This window comes from Alistipes sp. DJF_B185 (assembly GCF_964250025.1).
GTDB lineage: Bacteria > Bacteroidota > Bacteroidia > Bacteroidales > Rikenellaceae > Alistipes > Alistipes finegoldii.
Map to the genome: position 1 here is coordinate 1,634 of NZ_CAXUDY010000031.1, position 3,065 is coordinate 4,698.

At 50.0% G+C, this 3,065-nt stretch carries 1 rRNA gene; it reads left to right on the plus strand.

The features are described 5' to 3' along the window. Window positions 1-26: 26 nt before the first annotated feature. Window positions 27-2,898: ribosomal RNA gene (locus ACESTR_RS15560) — 23S ribosomal RNA — on the plus strand. Window positions 2,899-3,065 lie beyond the last annotated feature (167 nt).

A 3,065-nucleotide genomic window follows, 5' to 3' on the forward strand; every position in this document is an offset into this window, starting at 1 on the left:
ATTACAATAGGGGTTATGATGAATGTAAGAAAGTAATAAAGGGCGTATGGGGGATGCCTAGGCTCTTGGAGGCGACGAAAGACGTGGTAAGCTGCGATAAGCCTCGGGGATTTGCAAACGAGAATTGATCCGAGGATTTCTGAATGGGACAACCCGCTAGGTAGAAGGCCTAGCACACGAAAGTGGGCCAACCCTCTGAACTGAAACATCTTAGTAGGAGGAGGAAAAGAAAGAAACATCGATTTCCTAAGTAGCGGCGAGCGAACGGGAAGAAGCCTAAACCGTAATTGTTACGGCAATTGCGGGGTTGTAGGACTGCAATATTCAAGTGACTGTCAACTGGAATGTTCTGGAAAGTTCATCCATAGAGAGTGAAAGACTCGTACAGGTAAGCACGTTATGCGATAGCAGTATCCTGAGTAGGGCGGGACACGAGGAATCCTGTCTGAATCTGCCGGGACCACCCGGTAAGGCTAAATACTCCCAAGAGACCGATAGTGAACCAGTACCGTGAGGGAAAGGTGAAAAGAACCCCGAACAGGGGAGTGAAATAGAACCTGAAACCATACGCTTACAACCTGTCGGAGCAGTTTCGTGCTGTGACGGCGTGCCTATTGAATAATGAGCCTACGAGTTACTAATCACTGGCGAGGTTAAGTGCACGGATGCACGGAGCCGAAGCGAAAGCGAGTCTTAATAGGGCGTTTAGTCAGTGGTTGTAGACGCGAAACCTTGCGATCTACCCTTGAGCAGGTTGAAGGTTGGGTAAAACCAACTGGAGGACCGAACGAATAAGCGTTGAAAAGCTTCTCGATGACTTGAGGGTAGGGGTGAAAGGCTAATCAAGCTGGGAAATAGCTCGTACTCCCCGAAATGCCTTTAGGGGCAGCGTTGTAATTGAGAGTCTACTGGAGGTAGAGCTACTGATTGGATGCGGGGGCTTCACCGCCTACCAAATCCTGACAAACTCCGAATGCCAGTAGTATGATTTACAGCAGTGAGCGACCGGGTGCTAATGTCCGGTCACAAAAGAGGAACAACTCAGACCAGCAACTAAGGTCCCCAAGAGTATGCTAAGTTGATCTAACGATGTTTTGTTGCAGAGACAGCTAGGATGTTAGCTTGGAAGCAGCTATTCATTCAAAGAGTGCGTAACAGCTCACTAGTCGAGCGACAAAGCGTGGATAATAAACGGGCATCAAGTATACCACCGAAGTTCTGGGCACGAAAGTGCGGTAGGGGAGCATTCCATTCTGCGTCGAAGCCGAATCGTGAGATTTGGTGGAGCGTATGGAAAAGCAAATGTAGGCATGAGTAACGATAATGCGGGAGAGTAACCCGCACACCGCAAGACCAAGGTTTCCTGATCAACGCTAATCGGATCAGGGTTAGTCGGGTCCTAAGGGTAAGCCGAACGGTGATCTCGATGGATAATCGGTTAATATTCCGATACTGACATATACCTCGATGGAGAGACGAAGGAACGTAAGTGCCGCCGCCTGACGGAATAGGTGGTTAAAGGGCGTAGGTATAGGGACAGATTAAGAGTTAGTCCTTGCTGAAACCCGACAGTACAGAGAGCCTACGGGCAATTTGATAGTGCACCCAAGTCGACTTCCGAGAAAATCTTCTAAGTTATAGTATATGTCACCCGTACCGTAAACCGACACAGGTGGTCGAGGAGAGTATCCTAAGGTGCTCGAGTGAATCACGGTTAAGGAACTAGGCAAATTAACCCCGTAACTTCGGGAAAAGGGGTCCCACCGCGAGGTGGGCGCAGCGAAGAGGTCCAGGCGACTGTTTATCAAAAACACAGGGCTCTGCAAATTCGAAAGAAGACGTATAGGGCCTGACACCTGCCCGGTGCTGGAAGGTTAAGAGGGGATGTCATCGCAAGAGAAGCATTGAATCGAAGCCCCAGTAAACGGCGGCCGTAACTATAACGGTCCTAAGGTAGCGAAATTCCTTGTCGGGTAAGTTCCGACCTGCACGAATGGTGTAACGATCTGGACACTGTCTCAACCGTGAGCTCGGTGAAATTGTAGTCCCGGTGATGATGCCGGGTACCCGCAACGGGACGAAAAGACCCCGTGAACCTTTACTATAGCTTAACGCTGAATTTGGGTACACAATGTGTAGGATAGGCAGGAGACTATGAAGCGGGTACGCCAGTATTCGTGGAGTCAACGTTGAAATACTGCCCTTTGTGTATTTGAGTTCTAACCCTCAAGAGGGGACACCGTTTGGTGGGTAGTTTGACTGGGGTGGTCGCCTCCAAAAGAGTAACGGAGGCTTCCCAAGGTACCCTCAGCACGAATGGTAACCGTGCGTAGAGTGCAATAGCATAAGGGTGCTTGACTGTGAGACCAACAAGTCGATCAGGTGCGAAAGCAGGGTATAGTGATCCGGTGGTTCTGCGTGGACTGGCCATCGCTCAAAGGATAAAAGGTACTCCGGGGATAACAGGCTGATCGCCGCCAAGAGCTCATATCGACGCGGCGGTTTGGCACCTCGATGTCGGCTCGTCACATCCTGGGGCTGGAGAAGGTCCCAAGGGTTCGGCTGTTCGCCGATTAAAGTGGCACGCGAGCTGGGTTCAGAACGTCGTGAGACAGTTCGGTCTCTATCTGTTGCGGGCGTTGGAAGATTGAGGGGTCCTGACTTTAGTACGAGAGGACCGAGTTGGACGAACCTCCGGTGTATCGGTTATGCTGCCAAGTGTACCGCCGAGTAGCCGCGTTCGGTTTGGATAAGCGCTGAAAGCATCTAAGCGCGAAGCCATCCCCAAGATAAGTCTTCCCTTGAGGGGCGTAGGAGACGACTACGTTGATAGGCTGCAGGTGTAAAGACAGTAATGTCAAAGCCGAGCAGTACTAATTACCCGAACGGCTTTCTTACAGATTTCTTTATCTCATTTCCCTAATATGTCAACTCATACCGAGTGCGACGGATTGTGATAGCTAAAAGTATCACTCGCATGGCTTCGATGAGTTTGAAGCAACGTTGGACTTCGTCCTTCGTTTTCTTCGCTCGACAAAGTGAATAAATTCTCTTTGTACTCGCTT